This is a genomic window from Frigoribacterium sp. VKM Ac-1396, from assembly GCF_015350895.1.
Taxonomy (GTDB): domain Bacteria; phylum Actinomycetota; class Actinomycetes; order Actinomycetales; family Microbacteriaceae; genus Frigoribacterium.
The window spans coordinates 1,130,640-1,148,520 of the sequence record NZ_JADKSD010000001.1 but is presented as its reverse complement, the minus strand read 5'-3'; the positions used below and the strand labels follow the sequence as shown (position 1 = coordinate 1,148,520).

15 protein-coding genes are annotated in these 17,881 nt (G+C 71.6%); 11 read left to right on the top strand and 4 right to left on the bottom strand.

What is annotated here, in order from left to right; translation table 11 throughout:
• The first annotated feature begins 73 nt into the window (after window positions 1-73).
• The 5 genes from ITJ55_RS05255 (at window position 74) to ITJ55_RS05235 (ending at window position 5,168) form a co-directional block, all read left to right on the top strand.
• Window positions 74-1,069, top strand: coding sequence for a carbohydrate ABC transporter permease (locus ITJ55_RS05255; protein ID WP_194594370.1), 996 nt, complete (start codon window positions 74-76; stop codon window positions 1,067-1,069).
• On the top strand, window positions 1,062-1,901 hold the full coding sequence (locus ITJ55_RS05250) for a carbohydrate ABC transporter permease (RefSeq protein ID WP_056257769.1): 840 nt from the start codon (window positions 1,062-1,064) through the stop codon (window positions 1,899-1,901). The genes ITJ55_RS05255 and ITJ55_RS05250 overlap by 8 nt, the downstream gene beginning before the upstream one ends.
• Entirely contained in the window at window positions 1,898-3,070 is a 1,173-nt protein-coding gene (locus tag ITJ55_RS05245) for a Gfo/Idh/MocA family protein (protein ID WP_370544023.1), read from the top strand. The genes ITJ55_RS05250 and ITJ55_RS05245 overlap by 4 nt, the downstream gene beginning before the upstream one ends.
• A gap of 104 nt (window positions 3,071-3,174) precedes the next feature.
• Window positions 3,175-4,188, top strand: coding sequence for a sugar phosphate isomerase/epimerase (locus ITJ55_RS05240; protein WP_194594369.1), 1,014 nt, complete (start codon window positions 3,175-3,177; stop codon window positions 4,186-4,188).
• Window positions 4,189-4,202: 14 nt separating this feature from the next.
• On the top strand, window positions 4,203-5,168 hold the full coding sequence (locus ITJ55_RS05235; protein ID WP_194594368.1) for a PD40 domain-containing protein: 966 nt from the start codon (window positions 4,203-4,205) through the stop codon (window positions 5,166-5,168).
• Window positions 5,169-5,282: 114 nt separating this feature from the next.
• On the opposite strand, the gene ITJ55_RS05230 is transcribed toward ITJ55_RS05235, so the two are convergent.
• On the bottom strand, window positions 5,283-5,951 hold the full coding sequence (locus ITJ55_RS05230; protein ID WP_194594751.1) for an ABC transporter ATP-binding protein: 669 nt from the start codon (window positions 5,949-5,951) through the stop codon (window positions 5,283-5,285).
• Between the two features lie 155 nt (window positions 5,952-6,106).
• Window positions 6,107-7,672, bottom strand: a complete 1,566-nt coding sequence (locus ITJ55_RS05225; protein ID WP_194594367.1) for an ABC transporter permease — start codon at window positions 7,670-7,672, stop codon at window positions 6,107-6,109.
• A 166-nt stretch (window positions 7,673-7,838) separates the two neighbouring features.
• On the opposite strand from ITJ55_RS05225, the gene ITJ55_RS05220 reads away from it, so the two are divergent.
• The 4 genes from ITJ55_RS05220 to rplL all read left to right on the top strand — a co-directional run bounded on the left by ITJ55_RS05220 (window position 7,839) and on the right by rplL (window position 11,392).
• Window positions 7,839-8,597, top strand: coding sequence for a response regulator transcription factor (locus ITJ55_RS05220; protein ID WP_056258464.1), 759 nt, complete (start codon window positions 7,839-7,841; stop codon window positions 8,595-8,597).
• A complete protein-coding gene (locus ITJ55_RS05215) occupies window positions 8,594-10,198 on the top strand; it encodes a HAMP domain-containing sensor histidine kinase (protein WP_194594366.1) in 1,605 nt (534 codons plus the stop codon). Before ITJ55_RS05220 ends, ITJ55_RS05215 begins: the two co-directional genes overlap by 4 nt.
• A 246-nt stretch (window positions 10,199-10,444) precedes the next feature.
• Window positions 10,445-10,960, top strand: coding sequence for a 50S ribosomal protein L10 (rplJ, locus tag ITJ55_RS05210; protein WP_194594365.1), 516 nt, complete (start codon window positions 10,445-10,447; stop codon window positions 10,958-10,960).
• A 48-nt stretch (window positions 10,961-11,008) separates the two neighbouring features.
• Window positions 11,009-11,392, top strand: coding sequence for a 50S ribosomal protein L7/L12 (gene rplL, locus ITJ55_RS05205; protein WP_123518753.1), 384 nt, complete (start codon window positions 11,009-11,011; stop codon window positions 11,390-11,392).
• Between the two features lie 169 nt (window positions 11,393-11,561).
• Here the strand turns inward: rplL and ITJ55_RS05200 are convergent, their stop codons facing one another.
• On the bottom strand, window positions 11,562-13,001 hold the full coding sequence (locus ITJ55_RS05200) for an amino acid permease (RefSeq protein ID WP_194594364.1): 1,440 nt from the start codon (window positions 12,999-13,001) through the stop codon (window positions 11,562-11,564).
• Window positions 13,002-13,043: 42 nt separating this feature from the next.
• The gene (locus ITJ55_RS16450) at window positions 13,044-14,639 is read right to left on the bottom strand and encodes a LuxR C-terminal-related transcriptional regulator (protein ID WP_194594363.1); all 1,596 of its coding nucleotides are present in this window, start codon (window positions 14,637-14,639) and stop codon (window positions 13,044-13,046) included.
• A 267-nt stretch (window positions 14,640-14,906) separates the two neighbouring features.
• On the opposite strand from ITJ55_RS16450, the gene ITJ55_RS05190 reads away from it, so the two are divergent.
• The gene (locus ITJ55_RS05190; protein ID WP_370544022.1) at window positions 14,907-16,778 is read left to right on the top strand and encodes an ABC transporter ATP-binding protein; all 1,872 of its coding nucleotides are present in this window, start codon (window positions 14,907-14,909) and stop codon (window positions 16,776-16,778) included.
• Between the two features lie 76 nt (window positions 16,779-16,854).
• Window positions 16,855-17,862: a mechanosensitive ion channel domain-containing protein gene (locus tag ITJ55_RS05185; RefSeq protein WP_194594362.1), complete on the top strand. Its 1,008-nt coding sequence runs from the start codon at window positions 16,855-16,857 to the stop codon at window positions 17,860-17,862.
• Window positions 17,863-17,881: the final 19 nt, after the last annotated feature.

The window sequence follows — 17,881 nt, the reverse complement described above, 5'->3', positions numbered from 1 at the left end:
GTCCCACCGCCACCGGTGGGGGCGGTCGGTCCAGGTGACCGGCCGCCCCCGTCGAGGCCCCGAGAGGACCCTCATGACCGTCAACGTCCTGCCCCCCGCCACCGCCGAGAAAGAACTCCCGCCCGACCCGCACCAGCAGGCCCCGCTCGAGCCCGCGAAACGCAAGAAGCACCGCTCGCCGCTCGCCTACCTGCTCGTGGCCCCGGCCGCCCTCGCCGAACTGCTCGTCCACATCGTCCCGATGGTGCTCGGCGTGTGGATCGCCTTCATCACCCTGAACCAGCTCAGCATCGCCAACTGGGTCAACGCGCCCTTCGTCGGCCTGCGGAACTTCGTCACCGCGCTCGACCCCAGCTCACCCATCGCGGCGCAGCTGTACGGAGCGCTCGGTCGCACGGTGCTCTTCACGGTCATCGTCGTCGCCATCGCCTGGAGCATGGGCATGCTGGGTGCCGTCCTGCTCACCAGCTCGTTCAAGGGCCGCGGCATCCTGCGCACGCTCTTCCTCGTGCCCTACGCCCTGCCGTCGTACGTCGGCACCATCGCCTGGGCCTTCATGTTCAACCAGCGCGACGGGGCGATCAACCGCTTCTTGGTGGACGACCTCGGCATCTTGCAGGACCGCCCCTTCTGGTTGCTCGGCGGCAACTCGTTCTGGGCCATCGTGATCGTGACGGCGTGGCAGTTCTGGCCGTTCGCCTTCTTGATGCTGCTCGCCGCGCTGCAGAACATCCCCGGCGACGTCTACGAGGCCGCCAGCCTCGACGGCGCGAGCCTCTGGAAGCAGTTCACGCAGATCACCCTGCCCATGATCAAGCCGGCCAACGCCGTGCTGCTGCTGATCATGAGCCTGTGGATCTTCAACCAGTTCAACGTGCCCTACGTGCTCTTCGGCCCGGCCTCGCCCGAGCAGGCGACGCTCATCTCGCCGTTGATCTACCAGCAGTCGTTCAACAACTGGAACTTCGGCCTCGGCGGTGCCATGAGCGTGATGCTCCTGGTCGTGCTGCTGATCGCGTCGGCGTTCTACATCCGCATGGTTCTGCCGAAGGGACAACACGATGATTGAGACCCGCGGGTTCAAGGTCTTCCGCTTCTTCGGGCTGGCCTTCCTGTCGCTCGTGGTGGTGGTGCCGCTCTACGTGGTGCTGACCACCTCGATCAAGCCGCTCGCCGACGTCCAGGGGCTCTTCACCTGGATCCCCAGCCGGGTGACGCTCGAACCGTACGTGCAGATCTGGCAGACGGTGCCGCTGGCGTCGTACTTCAAGAACAGCCTGATCGTCACGATCTCGGCGACGGTGCTGTCGGTCGCGATGGCCGTGCTGGCCGCCTACTCGCTGGCCCGCCTGCGGTTCAAGGGCCAGCGCAGCTTCAGCCTCGTCGTGCTGTCGACGCAGATGTTCCCGGGCATCCTGTTCCTGCTGCCGCTGTTCCTGATCTTCGTGCAGATCCAGCGGACGGTCGGCGTGCAGCTGACCGGCAGCTACCTCGGCCTGATCATCACGTACATGACGTTCTCGCTGCCGTTCTCGATCTGGATGCTGACGGGCTACTTCGCGTCGATCCCGAAAGAACTCGAAGAGGCCTCGATGATCGACGGCACGGGTCGCCTCGGCGCGTTGTTCCGCGTCGTGATCCCGGTGGCGAAGCCCGGCATCATCGCCGTCGCGGTCTACGCCTTCATCACGGCCTGGGGCGAGGTGCTCTTCGCCTCGGTGCTCACGAGCAAGGACACCAGGACGCTCTCGATCGGCCTCCGCGCCTACGCGTCGCAGCAGGACGTCTACTGGAACCAGCTGATGGCGGCCTCGGTCGTCGTGTCGCTGCCCGTGCTCATAGGCTTCATGCTCGTGCAGAAACACTTGATCACCGGGCTGTCGTCGGGGGCCGTGAAGTGACCGAGCCGGCCGTGGCCACGGCGGTGGGGCCGGCGGGCGTCACCGCCCGCCCGGCCGGCCGGGCCGCGCCGAGCCGAGGAGGCGCGGTGCCGGTCGAGCCGCTCCGCGTCGGCATCGTGGGCGGCGGCTTCATGGCACGCGTGCACGCCGGGGCCGCGCGGTCCGCCGGTGCCCGGGTGGTCGCCCTGGCGTCGTCGAGTGCGTCGAGCGCGGCCAGGGCGGCGGGGCTGCTCGGCGTCGACACCGCGCACGAGAGCGTCGACGACCTGGTCACCGACCCCGGCGTCGACGTCGTGCACGTCTGCTCGCCGAACGCCACGCACGCCCCGGTCGCGCTGGCCGCGCTCGCCGCCGGCAAGCACGTCGTCTGCGAGAAGCCGCTGGCGACCTCGTCCGCCGAGGCCGAGGCCCTGGTCGAGGCCGCCCGCGACGGGCGACTGGTCGGCGCCGTGCCGTTCGTCTACCGGTACCACCCGATGGTCCGCGAGGCCCGGGCCCGGGTCGCCTCGGGCGAGGTGGGCCGGGTGCTGAGCGTCCGGGGCTCGTACCTGCAGGACTGGCTGCTCGACAGCGACGACGTCGACTGGCGCGTCGACTCGGCGGCGGGCGGCCCGTCACGCGCCTTCGCCGACATCGGCAGCCACCTGGTCGACCTCCTCGAGTTCGTCCTGGGCGACCGGCTGGCCCGCCTGACCTCGACCACCCGCACGGTCCACGGGCACCGCGGGGGTTCGCCGGTCGACACCGAGGACGAGGCGGCCGTCGTGTTCGAGACGGCCCGCGGGGCGATCGGCACCCTCTTCGTGTCGCAGGTCGCGCCGGGTCGCAAGAACCGCCTCCTGCTCGACCTGTCGGGCACGACCGAGAGCCTCGAGTTCTCGCAGGAGGAGCCCGAGACCCTCTGGGTCGGCCGTCGATCGGGCACCCAGCTCGTCGCCCGCGACGCCGCGGTGCTCGCCCCGGACGCCGCCCGGCTGTCGACCGTGCCGGCCGGCCACCCCATGGGCTACGTCGACGCGTTCGCGGGGTTCGTCCGCGACGCCCACGACGCCGTCCGTGGGGGCAGGCCCGAGGGGCTACCCACGTTCGCGGACGGCCTCCGCGCCGTGCAGGTCACCGAGGCCGTGCTCGCCTCCGCGGCCGCCCGCATCTGGGTCGACCTGCCCTGACCCCGCCTGCCCTGACCCCGCCTGCCCTGACCCCGCCCGCCCGCCCGTCGCCGTCCCCCGCGCCGCCGCCGCCGACCCCCACCGCCGCCTCCGAGAAGGACCCCATGACCGAGAGCTCGCGCCCCGTCACCCTGTTCACCGGCCAGTGGGCCGACCTGCCCTTCGACGAGGTCGCGGCGCTCGCCGCCGGCTGGGGGTACGACGGCCTCGAGATCGCCGCCTCGGGCGACCACCTCGACCTCGAGCGCGCCGACCAGGACGACGCCTACCTGAGGTCCCGGCTCGACGTGCTCGACCGGCACGGCCTGCGCGTCTGGGCGATCTCGAACCACCTGACCGGCCAGGCGGTCTGCGACGACCCGATCGACTTCCGGCACCAGGCGATCGTCCGGCCGTCGACCTGGGGCGACGGCGACCCCGAGGGCGTGCGGCAGCGGGCCGCCGAAGACATGAAGCGCGCCGCCCGCGTCGCCCGCAAGATGGGCGTCGACACCGTCGTCGGCTTCACGGGCTCGAAGATCTGGCCCTACGTGGCGATGTTCCCGCCGGTGCCGGCGAGCGTGATCGACGCCGGCTACCAGGACTTCGCCGACCGCTGGAACCCCATCCTCGACGTGTTCGACGCCGAGGGCGTGCGGTTCGCGCACGAGGTGCACCCGAGCGAGATCGCGTACGACCACTGGACGAGCGTCCGGGCACTCGAGGCCATCGAGCACCGGTCGGCGTTCGGCTTCAACTGGGACCCGTCGCACATGCTCTGGCAGGGCGTCGACACCGTGTCGTTCATCACCGATTTCGCCGACCGGATCTTCCACGTCGACTGCAAGGACACCCGCATCAAGCCGCCCACCGGGCGCTCGGGCGTGCTCGGGTCGCACCTGCCCTGGGGCGACCCCCGCCGCGGCTGGGACTTCGTCTCGACCGGGCACGGCGACATGGACTGGGAGGACGCCTTCCGCGCCCTCGACGCCATCGGCTACGACGGCCCGATCTCGATCGAGTGGGAGGACGCCGGCATGGACCGCCTGCACGGCGCCCCCGAGGCGCTGGCGTACGTCCGGTCGCTGCTCTGGCCACGGCCGAGCGCCTCCTTCGACGCCGCGTTCTCGAACCAGTGACGGCAGACTGACGCATGCCCCGAACCCTGTTGCCCGGCCAACGCAGCCGCCTGCTCGTCGTCGACCCCGTGAGCGGCGACGTCGAGGTCGTCCTCGAGAGCACCCGGGTGCTGGTCGAGGCCCCGAACTGGAGCCCCGACGGCCGCTGGCTCGTGGTCAACGGCGACGGCCTGCTCTGGCGGCTGCCCGCCGACGCGCGCGGGGTCGACGAGGGAGCGCTCGAGCCGGTGCCGATGGGCGACGTGCCCGAGATCAACAACGACCACGTGATCGCCCCCGACCAGGGCGCCGTGATCGTCAGCGCCCGCGACGGCCACCTGTACGAGGTGCCGTGGGAGGGCGTGACCCCGGGCGGCACGGCGCGCCGCGTGACGCGTGACCACCCCGAGGGGCGCAACCACAAGAACTACCTGCACGGCGTCTCGCCCGACGGCGCGACGCTCAGCGTGATCGTCGGGGCCCTGCCGGCCCCCGTCGACGACCCGGACGACGAGGAGGCGCGGGCCGGGTGGCGGACGAACGTCGCCCTGGTCTCGCTGGCCGACGGCGCGACCACGCCGGTGACCGACGACGAGCACCCGGACGACGGGGCCGAGTTCTCGCCGGACGGCGCCTGGTTGTGGGCGAACTCCGAACGCGCCTCCGCGGGGGTGGCCGGCCACGCCCAGGTCTTCCGCAGCCGCCTCGACGGCGGGGACGTCGTCCAGGTGACCGACGACGACCGGGTCAACTGGTTCCCGCACGTGTCGCCCGACGGCAGCACGCTGCTCTGGGTGTCGTTCGAGCCCGGCACGCTCGGCCACCCCGAGAACCGCGACGTGGTGCTGCGCACCCTGCCGCTCGGCCCCGACGGCCTGCCCGTGCCGGGCCGGGCCCCGCGCGACGTGCTCGCCCTGTTCGGCGGTCAGGGCACGATCAACGTGCCCTGCTGGGCCCCCGACTCGCGCCGCTTCGCCTGCGCCGACTACCCCCTGGGCTGACGCAGCCGCACACCCTCTCGATCGGCCCGGAACCCCTGCCTCGGCACAGGGTCGAGAGCCGGATCGAGGGGTGGGGCGAAGCCGAACCGGGCCTGACCCGACACCCCGCCGCGGTCAGATCTCGGTGACCTGGCCGCCCTTCAGGTGCAGCCGGCGTTCGGCCCGCCTCGCCACGGCCGAGTCGTGCGTGACGATCACGAGGGTCAGGCCTCGCTCGCGCCAGACGCCCTCGAGCAGGTCCATGATCTCGTCGCGCGTCGCCTCGTCGAGCGACCCGGTGGGCTCGTCGGCGAGCAGCACGGTGGGCTCCTTCACCAGGGCGCGCGCGACGGCGACTCGCTGCTGCTGACCACCCGAGAGCTCGACGGGCAGGTGGTCGGCGCGTTCGGCGAGACCGACGGACTCGAGGGCGGCGGCCGACCGCCGACGTCGTTCGTCGCGGGGCACCGAGCCGTCGGCGAACGCCGTCTCGACGTTCTCGGCGGCCGTCAGCGTCGGGATCAGGTTGAACCCCTGGAACACGAAGCCGATCTCGCGACCCCTGGCCGCGGCGAGGGCGTGGTCGCCCGCCTTCGAGAGGTCCTGCTCGCCGAGCATCACGGTGCCGCTCGTCGGTCGGTCGAGGGCGCCGAGCATCTGCAGCAGCGTCGACTTGCCGCCCCCGGTCGGCCCCTGGATCGCGACCATCTGGCCGGCGGGGATCTCGAGCGTGACGCCGGCCAGCGCGGTCACGGTCTTCTTCTTCTGCGAGTACGTCTTGACGACGTCGGTGAGGCTGTACATCGGTCGGGGCCCTTCGGGTGCGTGCGGTGCGGTGGGGGAGTGCCGGCCGGCCGGGATGTGCCGGTCGGCGGGGGTGTGCCGGTCGGCGCGGGAGTCCTGGTCGGCGGGGGACGAGGAGGCGCGGGTCGCGCCGGTCGCCCCGCCCTCGACCCGGCTCACGCGACGCTCCGCAGCGCCTCGGCCGGACGCAGCCGCGAGGCCCGCCAGCCGCCGATCGCCCCGGCGAGGAGGCCGCCGAGGACGGCGAGTCCGACGGCGATCAGGACGATCGAGAGCGTGACGGGGGCGTGCAGCGCGATGTCGGTCGTGGCCTGGGCCATCTGCTGACCGAAGCCGCCGCCGCCGCCCGTGGCCGCGCCTCCTTCGACCGCCGTGCCGGCCGCCGCGGTGGCGGCACTGCCGGGCACGCCGCCGGGGCCACCCGCCCCGGGCCCCGACGCGCTCGAGGCCGAGGCCGAGAGGGTCGGCGCGATCGCGTTGACGACGACGATGCCGAGCAGGCCGACGGCCACGCCGACGACGCCGCCGATCAGGCCCTGGACGAGCGACTCGCCCGCGACCTGGCGGGTGATGCGGGCGTTGCTCCACCCGACGGCCTTCAGCGTGCCGAACTCGCGGGTGCGACGGCCGACGCCCGAGACGGTGAACAGGATGGCGATGGCGAACGCCGCGGCCAGCACGATGACCGAGAGCCAGGTGCCGAGGTTCGAGACGAGGCCGGAGGCGGTCGAGAGCGAGCCGGAGACGCTCGACGCGAGGTCGGACTGCGTGCTGACGGTCGCGTCGGGCAGGGCGGCCTCGAGGTCGGTCTTCAGCGAGTCGACGTCGCTCGCGCTCGCCGCCGTGACGTAGACGGTGCTGATCTGGCCGGTCAGGCCGCTGACGGTCTGAGCCGTGTCGAGCGGGACGTACGTGTCGCTCGCGGTCGCCGCGTCGGACGAGGTGGACGCGACGACACCGATCACGGTGAAGTCGGTGCCGCCGACGGCCAGGGTGTCGCCCGTGGCGAGGTCGGCGCTCGTGGCGTAGGTCTGGTCGAGCACGACGACGTCCTTGCCGGCGTCGTCGGCGGTGAAGGTGCGGCCGTCGACGAGGCTGACGCTGGTCAGCGGGCCGACCGCGTCCGCGGTGACGTCGATGCCCTCGACGGCGAACTGGTCGACGTCGAACGAGCTGCCGCCCGCGCCGTCGGCTCCGCCGGTGGGCGGGGCCTGCGGGGCGGTGCCCGCGTCGGTGCCGGTGCCGGTGCCCGAGTCGGTGCCGGTGCCCGCGCCTCCCGAGCTGCCCTGGGAGAAGTCGGGCAGGGTGCCCGAGAAGCTCGAGGACTGCAGGCTGAGGGTCGCCGTCGCGGCGGCGACGCCGTCGACCCCCTCGACCGTGGCGAGCGTCGAGGCGTCGACGGTGGCCGTGCCGCGGGCGGCCGAGAGCGTGCTCTGCGCGACCTCGGTGCTGCCGCCTTCCGTGCTGCCGTCGCCCGAGCCGAACGCGAACTGCTGCCCGGGGCCACCGCCGTCGGCGCCGGGCTCGGCGGCCTGCGTGATGGTGACGTCGGTGCCGACGCCGTAGACGGACTCGAGCACCGACGACTGGGCGTTGCGCACGCCGGCGGCGACGCCGTTAACGATGATGACGAGGGCGATGGCCAGCGCCATGCCGATGGCGATGACGACGGTCTGCTTGCGCCTGTTGCCGAGCTCTCGGCGCAGGTAGGTGAAGAACATGGTGGGGGTCTCCTTGACTGGGGCGGTGCCGGGCCCGGGAGGCCTGCCGCCGCAGCGAACCTAGGAGGGGCCTCGATGAGGCCCCGATCAGCCGGCCATGAAGTGCCTATGAGAGATGTGCAGCCTGCTCATCGATCGATCACAGTCCGTTCATAGGAATCGCTCGATACTTGGAGAGGTGACCACAACGACCCCCGCCACCGCTTCGGCCCCCCGCCTCACCCGTGCCGACGGAACGCCCCTCCGAGTCCTCGTCGTCGACGACGAGAACAGCCTCACCGACCTGCTCTCGATGGCCCTGCGCTACGAGGGCTGGGACGTCAAGGCCGCCTCCGACGGTCAGGCGGCGCTCGCCACGGCCCGCGAGTTCAAGCCCGACGCGATCGTGCTCGACTGGATGCTGCCCGACATCGACGGCATCCAGGTGCTCGGCCGGCTGCGGTCGAGCGGCGACGACACCCCGATCCTGTTCCTCACCGCGAAGGACAGCGTCGAAGACAGGGTGTCGGGACTCACGGCCGGTGGCGACGACTACGTCACCAAGCCGTTCTCGCTCGAAGAGGTCGTGGCCCGCCTGCGCGGCCTGATCCGACGGTCGGCCTCGGCCATCAGCGAGGCGGGCGACTCGCGCATCGTCGTCGGCGACCTCGTGCTCGACGAGGAGAGCTACGAGGTGACCCGGTCCGGTCGCGAGATCGAGCTGACCGCGACCGAGTTCGAGCTGCTGCGGTTCTTGATGCGCAACCCGCGCCGGGTGCTGAGCAAGGCGCAGATCCTCGACCGGGTCTGGAGCTACGACTTCGGCGGCAAGTCGAGCGTCGTCGAGATCTACATCTCGTACCTGCGCAAGAAGATCGACGTCGGCGAAGAGCCCATGATCCACACCGTCCGCGGCGTGGGTTACGTGATCAAGCCCACGTCGTGACCGATGCCCTGCCCGCCCGGGTGGGCTCGCGCCTCCGGGGCCTCGTGCGCCGGGCGCCCGGGCTCGCCGGGCCGCTCACGCTGCGCAACCGCCTGATCCTCAGCATCGTCGCCCTCGTGGTGCTGCTCACGATCGTGATCGGAGCGGTGAGCGTCGTCGCCCTCCGCAGCTCGCTCGTCGACCAGCTCGACGACGAACTGCGCCAGGCGACGAACCGGGCCCTCAGCGGGCCGGCGACCGGCGGGTCCGACTCCGGCAGGCCGAGCGTCTCGCCCGACGAGGCCGACCTGCTCGGTCCCCGTCAGGCCCCGGGCACCTTCACGGCCCTCGTGGTCGGTCAACGGGTCACCGCGGCCTACAGCATCGACTCGTTCGGAGACGTCGACGACCCGGTGACGTCGGCGAACGCGTCGGCCGTGCTCTCGGTCGTCGGGACGACCGACCCCACGACCGTCGACCTCGGGGGCAGCCTCGGCTCGTACCGGGTCGAGGCGGAACCCGTGCAGCTCATCCCGACCTCGGGGGTCAGCAGCACGGCGACCTACGGCTACATCGTCGTCGGCCTGCCGATGGACAGCGTGTCGACGACCGTGACCCGCATGGTCGCCGTCATCGTCGCGATCACCGTCGTCGGCCTCGCGATCGCCATCGCCATCGCCTACGCCGTCGTCCGCAGCGCCCTGCGCCCGCTCGAGCGCATGTCCGACACGGCCCTGCGGGTGGCCGAACTGCCGCTCGACCGGGGCGAGGTGGCGCTCGCCGAACGCGTCGACGACGCCGACGCCGACACCCGCACCGAGGTCGGTCGCGTCGGCGCCTCGCTCAACCGCATGCTGGGCCACGTGGCCGGGGCGCTCGAGGCCCGGCAGCAGAGCGAGAACAAGGTGCGCCAGTTCGTCGCCGACGCCTCGCACGAGCTGCGGACGCCGCTCGCCTCGGTGCGGGGCTACGCCGAGCTGACCCGGCGCATGAACGCCGGCCTGCCCGACGACGTGGTCTACGCCATGGGGCGCATCGAGTCGGAGTCGCTGCGCATGACCTCGCTCGTCGAAGACCTGTTGTTGCTCGCCCGACTCGACGAGGGGCGCGACCTCGTCACCGGCGACGTCGACCTCACCCGCGTCGTGCTCGACGCGGTGAACGACGCCCACGTGGCCGGCCCCACGCACGACGTCGACGTCTACGTGCCCGACGAGCCCGTGACCGTCTCGGGCGACGCGATGCGCCTGCACCAGATCGTCGCGAACCTGCTGACCAACGCGCGCACCCACACGCCCGACGGCACCCACGTGCACGTCTCGCTCACGGTCGACGACGCGTCGGGGCAGGCCGTCGTCTCGGTGGCCGACGACGGGCCCGGCATCGACGAGGCGGTGCTGCCCGTGCTGTTCGAGCGGTTCGCCCGCGCCGACAGCTCGCGCTCGCGCAAGGCCGGCTCGACCGGTCTCGGGCTCGCGATCGTCGAGGCCGTCGTCCACTCGCACGGCGGCACGGTCGACGTCGACAGCTCGGCCGAGGGGGCGACGTTCACCGTGCGCCTGCCCCTCGCGACGCCCGCCGTCGTGGCCGCTGGACGAGGCGAGGAGGCGCGACTTGCGTGAGCGCGCCTCCTGCGTCTACTCTGTACGAAGCCCAAGACCGCCGGTTGTACTCGTCTGCTCGCAGACGGGTGCCGAAGGTTCTCGAGAGAGAGCGACCAGCGCAGGTGTGTGAAGTCGTTCCTCTTCTCGAAGAGATCCAGCTCCGTGCGCTTGCGCCGGAGCTTTTTTCATCGGTGCGGCACCGGTCTCGGTGCGGCCGAGTCGAGCACCGGGGGGCTGCCGGCACACCCACGTTTTAGGAGAGCCATGGCGAACAAGGAAGCATCGGTCGCCGAGCTCACGGACAACTTCCGTGACTCGACCGCCGTCCTGCTCACCGAGTACCGCGGTCTCACTGTTGCCGAGCTGAAAGAGCTCCGCAAGTCCATCAGTGCAGACGCGACGTACGCCGTGGTGAAGAACACGCTCAGCAAGATCGCGGCGAACAACGCCGGAATCAGCTCGTTCGACGACGACCTCGTCGGGCCGTCTGCGATCGCCTTCGTCCACGGTGACCCTGTCGCCGTCGCCAAGGGACTGCGTGACTTCGCCAAGGCACACCCCGCTCTGATCGTGAAGAACGGTTACTTCGACGGTAACCCTCTCTCGGCAGACGAGGTCAACAAGCTCGCCGACCTCGAGTCCCGAGAGGTGCTGCTGGGCAAACTGGCCGGCGCCTTCAAGGCCTCGCTGTTCGGTGCGGCGTACCTGTTCCAGGCTCCGCTCTCGCAGGCCGTCCGCACGGTCGAGGCGCTGCGCGCGAAGCAGGAAGCCGACAGCTAAGAGCTGTCGCACCAACCCCCACTTCAGCTACACAACAAGGAGAAAATCATGGCGAAGCTCACGCAGGACGAACTGATCGAGGCTTTCAAGGAGCTCACGCTCATCGAGCTCAGCGAGTTCGTGAAGAAGTTCGAAGAGGTCTTCGAGGTCACCGCTGCTGCCCCCGTGGCCGCCGCCGGTGCCGCCGGCCCCGCCGCCCCCGCCGAAGAGGTCGAGGAGAAGGACTCCTTCGACGTCGTCCTCGAGGCTGCCGGCGACAAGAAGATCCAGGTCATCAAAGAGGTCCGTGCGCTCACCAGCCTCGGCCTCGGCGAGGCCAAGGCCGTCGTCGACGGTGCCCCCAGCACCGTCCTCGAGGGCGCGAACAAGGAAGCCGCCGAGAAGGCCAAGGCTCAGCTCGAGGCCGCCGGCGCGACGATCACCCTCAAGTAGTCGGCGGGCCCTCGCGGCCCCTCGCGCTTGAGCGGCACGTCTGCTCAGCACCAGACAGAAGGCGCCACCCCTCGGGGTGGCGCCTTCTGGCGTTCTCGCGGGGCGCTGCCGAGGCGCGTCGTCCGCGCCCGGTGACCCGCGCCTCCTCGGGGGGACGCCGGCAGCCGGGTCAGGAGGCGCGGGCCAGCACCGAGTGGCGGCGCCCGTACCCGAGGTACACCGCCGTGCCCACGACCATCCACACGGCGAAGGCGAGCCAGGTGACCCACCCGAGCGTGACCATCAGCAGGACGCAGAAAGCGCAGCCGAGGATCGGCGTGAGCGGGTAGAGCGGCACCCGGTAGGTGCGCTCGAGCTCGGGCCGGTTGCGGCGCAGCCAGATCACCGACACGTTGACCAGGGCGAAGGCGAAGAGCGTGCCGATGCTCGTCGCGTCGGCCAGGGCGCCGAGGGGGATCACCGCGGCGGCCACGGCCACCGCCCCGCCGACGATCAGCGTGCCGGCGACCGGGGTCTGCGTCCGCGGAGAGATGCGGCCGAGCACGCGCGGCACGAGGCCGTCGCGGGCCATCGAGACGAAGATGCGCGTCTGGCCGTAGAGCACGGTCAGCACGACGCTGGCGATGGCGGCGACGGCCGTGACGGCGAAGAGGAACGCGACCCACGGCTGGCCTGTGATGTCGGCGACGATCGTCACGAGGGTCGCCTCGCCGTCGGTGAACGCCGTCCACGGGCGTGCGCCGATGGCGGCGACGGCCACCAGGATGTACAGCACCGTGATGATCACGATCGAGGCGATGATGGCCCGCGGCAGGTCGCGCTTGGCGTCGCGGGCCTCCTCGCCGGCCGTCGACGCCGCGTCGAACCCGATGTACGAGAAGAACAGCCGGGACGCGGCGGCCGAGACCCCGGCGGCGCCCATCGGGGCCAGCGGTTCGAAGTTGCCGACGCTGAACGCGGTGAAGGCCACGGCGACGAAGAACACGAGCAGCCCCACCTTCACCACGACGAGCAGGGTGTTGACCCAGGCGCTCTCGCGGGCACCCGGCACGAGGACGACCGTGGCGAGGACGACGAGCACGGCCGCCGGCAGGTTCAGCACGCCACCCGCCCCCGGCGGCTCCGCGACGGCGGCGGGCAGGGCCAGGCCGAAGACGTCGAGCGCCTCGTTGACGTACTGGCCCGCGCCGACGGCGACGGCCGCGACCGAGACGGCGTACTCGAGCACGAGGCACCAGCCGCAGACCCAGGCGATGCCCTCGCCGAGGGTCGCGTAGGCGTACGAGTAGCTCGAGCCCGAGACGGGCACGCTGCCCGCCATCTCGGCGTACGACAGGGCGGAGAGCAACGCCGCGACGCCCGCCAGGACGAACGAGATCCACACCGCCGGCCCGGCCAACGGCACGGCCGTGCCCAGCACGACGAGGATGCCCGTGCCGAGCGTCGCCCCGATGCTGATCGCGGTCAGGTGCCAGACCCCCAGGGTGCGCCGCAGGCGGGGGCCGCCCTCGGCCGTCTCGTCGTCGGCGGTGGGGGCGTCGAGGGGTTTGCGCGCCCTCAGCTGGGCGACGAGGGACGGACGGGACGGGACGCGGAGCTCTGCAGGCACCGCGAGAGGTTACCGTACGACGCGCGCCGAGCCCCGTCGTGGTCAGTCCTCGAGGTCGAGGCCCAACTGCTTGACGCGGGTCATGGCCTCACGCCTCGACGACGCCTGCAGCTTGCGGTAGATGCTGCGCACGTGGCTCTTGACCGTGTTGACCGAGATGAACAACTGGCTGCCGATCTGACCGAGGGTCTGGCCCGTGGCCAGGTGTCGGACGATGACGAGCTCGCGGTCGCTGAGCGGTTCGGCGAGCTGGGGCACGACGTCGGCCGAGGTGCCGCGGAGCCGGTCGAGCACCCCGACGATGGCCGGCGGCTGGCGGCGGCCGACGGCACGTTGCACCAGGTGGTCGAGGACGTCCTCGGACAGCGTCGCGAACAGCCAGACGGACCCGTTGTGGCCGGCGCTCAGCAGGGCCTGGTCGAACGCGATGTCGCTGCGGGGACCGTCGCCGAGCGCGAGGTGGGCGGCGGCCTGCAGGGCGTGCACCTGGCCCATGGTGCGTTCGCTGTGGAGGTCGCCGATGGCCAGGCAGGGCTCGAGCGCCTCGAGGGCGGAGTCCGGCTCGCCGGCGGCGAGGTGCACGAGGGCGAGCACGCGACCGGGGCACCGGATGTGGTGGTGAGACGGGGTCACCGACGACGCCAGTCGCCGGGCCTCGTGGGGCTGGCCGAGCAGGCGCATGGTCTCGGCGCGCATGACGGTGGCCGAGTCGGTCAGGGCGCTGTGGCCGGTGAAGCCGTCGATGGTGCGGGTGATGCGGGCGAGCAGGTCGAGCACCTCGATGTGTCGCCCCTCGGACAACAGCACGTGGGCCTCGGCGAAGAGGCCGAGGGCCTCCCAGTCACTGCCGCGGGACGCCTGGCGGACGTCGGCGAGCAGGCCCTCGTGGCCGCTGACGGCCGCGCCGCGTTCGAGCGCGAGGTGCACGCGCGTGATCTGCGTCAGGGCTCCGAACGAGCTGGCCAACAGGTCGGTGCCGTCGGCGAGCTCGCGGGCGAGGTCGACGTGCCGGTCGGCGAGGTCGAAGTCGCCGATCAGCATGGCGACGAAGGCGAGGGCCGATAGGCACTCGACGCGCTCGGCCGTGCTGAGGTGGTCCTCGCCGAGCCCGTTCGCGAGGCTGAGGGCGAACCGGGCCTGGTCGATCTCGCCGTAGTGCAGGCGGATCAGGCCGAGCTGCAGCGAGAACGAGGCGCTGAGCGAGATGCGGACGCTGATCGACTCGACGAGGTCGTTCTCGATCAGGGTGCGTGCGACCTCGAGGTGCTCGTGGGCCACGACGAAGTTGCCGAGGGTGCGGAGGGACGCGCCGAGGTGGACGTGGTACCCCGCCCTGATGTCGAGCGGCAGGTCGGGGTCGGCGTCGAGGGCCTTGGCCACGCCGCGGAACCACGGCAGCGCGGCACTGCGCGAGCGCGAGCCGACCGAGCGGTGGCTCGCCGCCAACGCCAGCAGGATGCGCGGCCTCCCGCGCCACTCCTCTTCGGGAGTCGACCGGATCGCCTCGCGGAGGCGCGCCCCTTGCACGGGGGCGATCTGGGTCCAGCCCTGCTCGATGGCATCGAGAGCGGCCCGGTGGTCGGCGGGCTGAAGTTCGGCACTCGGTGGTTCGACGGCCGTGGGGTTCGACGTGTTCACGTTGGTCCTAGCTCTGCCGCTTCGGGAGGCCCACTCGTCGGGTACGGGGGCGCGGCCGCCGGTGCCTGGTCAGGTGCACCGACACCGCCATACTAAACTGAGTGGTCTTCGCACCGGGGGGTGTGTCGGGCATTGCGCCCACAACTGGGGGACGAACGGTCGTTCTACGGCGTGTCGCGCTGGCGCCGACGTCGCATCGGTGCACGGACTGCACCGATCTGCGGCTGCACGGCGACGATCGGGGGGCGTCCGGCCTACGCTGACCGGATGAGCTCGATGCATCCGCCCGCGGGCGGTCCCCGTGGCGGCGCTCGGCCGGGTGGGTCCCGGGTGTCGAGCGGTGACGCCGACGCCCAGCGGGCGGCCAACGCCACGGCGCCCCGCATTCCCGACCTCGTCGGTCGCATCCGGGGCCTCTTCTCTCCGCACAAGCGGGCCCTCGTCGTCACGGTCGTGCTCGTCCTGATCGGGGCGGCCATCAGCGTGGCTCCGCCGCTGCTCACCAAGCAGGCGTTCGACCGGGGGCTGTTCCCGCCGGGCGGCCCCGACGTGCCCGTCCTGCTCGAGCTGGTGGGCGCCATGGTGGGGCTCTGGGTGCTGTCGGCCGGCATCGGCGTCTGGCAGACGTACCTCACGGCGACGGTCGGCAACAAGGTCATGGGTGCCCTGCGCATCCGCCTGTTCGGTCACCTCCAGCGCATGGAGCTCGCCTTCTTCACCCGCACGAAGACCGGCGTCATCCAGTCCCGGCTGCAGAACGACGTCGGCGGCGTCGCGAGCGTGCTGAGCAACACGATCTCGAGCGTCCTCGGCAACACGGTCACGGTCATCGCCGCGTTCGTGTCGATGCTCGTGCTCAGCTGGCAGATGACGGTCGTCACGGTGATCCTGCTGCCGTTGCTCGTCGTCGCCCAGCGCCGGGTCGGTCAGGTGCGGGCGCGCATCGCCACCAAGACGCAGGAGTCCCTCAGCGACATGACGTCGATCACGCAGGAGGCCTTGAGCGTCAGCGGCATCCTGTTGGCGAAGAGCTTCAACCAGCAGCGTGCCGAGGTCGAACGGTACTCGGCCGAGAACCGCACCCAGATCGGGTTGCAGGTGCGCCAGCAGATGAGCGGCCAGTGGTTCTTCGCCGTCGTCCAGATCTTCCTGTCGGTCATCCCCGCCCTCATCTACCTGGTCGCGGCCTGGCTCATCCTTCGCGACGTCCCGGTGACGGCCGGCACGATCGTCGCGTTCACGACGGTGCAGGCCCGACTGACGTTCCCGCTCATGGGCCTCTTGCGGGTGGCCCTCGACCTGCAGACCTCCGGAGCGCTCTTCGCCCGCATCTTCGAGTACCTCGACCTGCACCCGGCGATCACGAACGACGCGTCGGCCGAGACCGTCGACGAGACGCAGCTCGGCCGGGTCGAGTTCGACGACGTCTCGTTCTCGTACCCCGACGCCGAACCGGGGCAGAAGACCCTCGACGGCGTCTCGTTCGACATCGCGCCCGGTCAGTTCGCGGCCTTCGTCGGCCCGAGCGGCGCCGGCAAGACGACCGTGTCGTACCTGATCCCACGGTTCTACGAGGCGTCCGGAGGCGCGGTGCGCTTCGCCGGAACCGACGTCCGGCGGCTCGACCAGGAGAGCCTGGTCGGCCACATCGGCATCGTCAGCCAAGAGACGTACCTCTTCCACGCCAGCATCGGCGACAACCTGCGGTACGCGCGGCCCGACGCGACCGACGAGCAACTGGTCGACGCGGCCCGGCAGGCCAACATCCACGAGACCATCGCGTCGTTCCCCGACGGGTACGACACGATCGTCGGGGAGCGGGGCTACCGCCTCTCGGGTGGCGAGAAGCAACGCATCGCCATCGCCCGCGTCCTCTTGAAGGACCCGGCGGTGATGGTCCTCGACGAGGCGACGAGCGCCCTCGACACGGTCTCCGAGCGGGTGGTGCAAGAGGCTCTCGACACGGCGACCCGGGGCCGGACGACGATCGCGATCGCCCACCGCCTCTCGACCGTGCGCGAGGCGGACGTCGTCTTCGTCGTCGTCGCGGGCCGCGTCGTCGAGCGCGGCACGCACGACGAACTGCTCGCGCTGGGCGGCGTGTACGCCGAGCTCTACGGGCAACAGGTGTCGGCTTAGTCACAGCTGGCGCGACCGGCTGCCGTCGATCTTCGTCGACATCGGCCGGATCATCCTCATCGCGATCGGCCTGGCCGTGCTCTTCAGCGTCGTCTGGGGAACGGACGTGGCGGGCCTGTTCACGGCGCTCGGCGTCACGTCGATCGTCCTCGGCCTGGCGCTGCAGGGGGCCATCGGCAGCATCGTGTCGGGGCTGCTGCTGCTGTTCGAACAGCCGTTCCGGTTGGGCGACTGGCTCGACGCCGGGGGAGTCCGCGGCCGGGTCGTCCAGGTCAACTGGCGGGCCGTCCACATCGACACGGGCAACGGCATCCAGATCATGCCGAACGCCACCCTGGCCGGTGCGTCGTTCACCAACCTCAGTCGGGGCGGCGGCAGCTTCACCGTGACGACGACGGTCTCGTTCACGACCGACGACCCGCCCGCCGAGGTCGTCGCCCTGCTGCAGCGCGTCGCGTCGGCCCTGCCCCAGCTGGCCGAGGGCAGCTCACCGGTCGCCGTGCCGCTCGGCGGCACGGACTACGAGCTGTCGTTCGACACCCGCGGGCCCGCGCTCGAGGGGGCCGCCCTCGCGACCTTCCGAGGCTGGCTCTGGTACGCCGCCCGGCGGGCCGGCCTCGCGCTCGACGGCGACGCCACCGACGACTTCGTCACGCCCGAGCGCACGGAACAGGCCGTGCTCGCGATCGCGCCCACCCTGAACCTGTCGGCCGAGGACACCCCCGCCCTCGTGCCGCTCGTCCGGCTCGAGCGCTACGCCGCCGGTGAGGTCGTGCTGCCGGCCGGCGTCGTGCCCGAGGCCGTCCGCTTCGTGCTGCACGGTGCCGTGTCGCTCGGCGCGACGCTGCCCGACGGCGCGGTCGTGCCGGTCACCCGGGTCGAGGCCGGCGACTACGTGGGGCAGACCGCCCTGACGCGCGAGGTGACGTCGACGAACGCCGTCGCGCTGACCGAGGTGGCCGTCGCGGTGGTGCCGACGTCGACGCTCGACGACCTGGTCCGCGTGCGGCCGCGGCTGGCACGCGAGTTCGGCGACGTCATCGAACGTCGCCGCGACCAGGCGCGCGCGGCCCTGGCCGGCTGAGAGGGGCTCAGCCGCGCTC

Excerpts from the sequence above, each read along its gene's own strand:
- ITJ55_RS05255 (WP_194594370.1), top strand. The coding sequence starts at position 74 with ATGACCGTCAACGTCCTGCCCCCCGCCACCGCCGAGAAAGAACTCCCG.
- ITJ55_RS05250 (WP_056257769.1), top strand. The coding sequence starts at position 1,062 with ATGATTGAGACCCGCGGGTTCAAGGTCTTCCGCTTCTTCGGGCTGGCC.
- ITJ55_RS05240 (WP_194594369.1), top strand. The coding sequence starts at position 3,175 with ATGACCGAGAGCTCGCGCCCCGTCACCCTGTTCACCGGCCAGTGGGCC.
- ITJ55_RS05235 (WP_194594368.1), top strand. The coding sequence starts at position 4,203 with ATGCCCCGAACCCTGTTGCCCGGCCAACGCAGCCGCCTGCTCGTCGTC.
- ITJ55_RS05230 (WP_194594751.1), bottom strand. The coding sequence starts at position 5,951 with ATGTACAGCCTCACCGACGTCGTCAAGACGTACTCGCAGAAGAAGAAG.
- ITJ55_RS05225 (WP_194594367.1), bottom strand. The coding sequence starts at position 7,672 with ATGTTCTTCACCTACCTGCGCCGAGAGCTCGGCAACAGGCGCAAGCAG.
- rplJ (WP_194594365.1), top strand. The coding sequence starts at position 10,445 with ATGGCGAACAAGGAAGCATCGGTCGCCGAGCTCACGGACAACTTCCGT.
- rplL (WP_123518753.1), top strand. The coding sequence starts at position 11,009 with ATGGCGAAGCTCACGCAGGACGAACTGATCGAGGCTTTCAAGGAGCTC.
- ITJ55_RS05190 (WP_370544022.1), top strand. The coding sequence starts at position 14,907 with ATGAGCTCGATGCATCCGCCCGCGGGCGGTCCCCGTGGCGGCGCTCGG.